The following is a 327-nucleotide window of genomic DNA, read 5'->3' on the forward strand; positions in this document are numbered from 1 at the left end:
CAATAACCCGGGCATGAAGGACTTCTGCGGGTAGTTCAGAAGGGGTGACAAAAGAAAAACTCCACTCGCCATAAGGCAGCATCCAGTCACCACTGGCGGCCTGTTTTGACTGCAAAGGGTGAGGTTTCTGCGGGCTGCAGCCAGAGGCGATTATCAGCAGTGGGATTAAAAGCAGTTTGTTTATATTCATCCGCGTTATTCCCAGTCGCCGTACGGGTAGGTTTTGCCTTTAATGAAATCCTGCGTCGACTGAATGAAATTAAACGTGCCGCCGGGAACGACGTAGTCTTTGCAGAGCGTCATCTCGTTGCCTGCGAGGGTCCACAT

At 51.4% G+C, this 327-nt stretch carries 1 protein-coding gene; it reads right to left on the reverse strand.

What is annotated here, in order from left to right; genetic code table 11:
• Positions 1–190, reverse strand: a 190-nt coding sequence (locus tag OGX81_RS00010; protein ID WP_286450043.1) for a DUF2931 family protein, incomplete at its 3' end; no start/stop codon positions are given.
• Positions 191–327 lie beyond the last annotated feature (137 nt).

Origin of the sequence: Citrobacter sp. CK206 (assembly GCF_030333125.1) — a bacterium.
Taxonomy (GTDB): domain Bacteria; phylum Pseudomonadota; class Gammaproteobacteria; order Enterobacterales; family Enterobacteriaceae; genus Citrobacter_B; species Citrobacter_B koseri.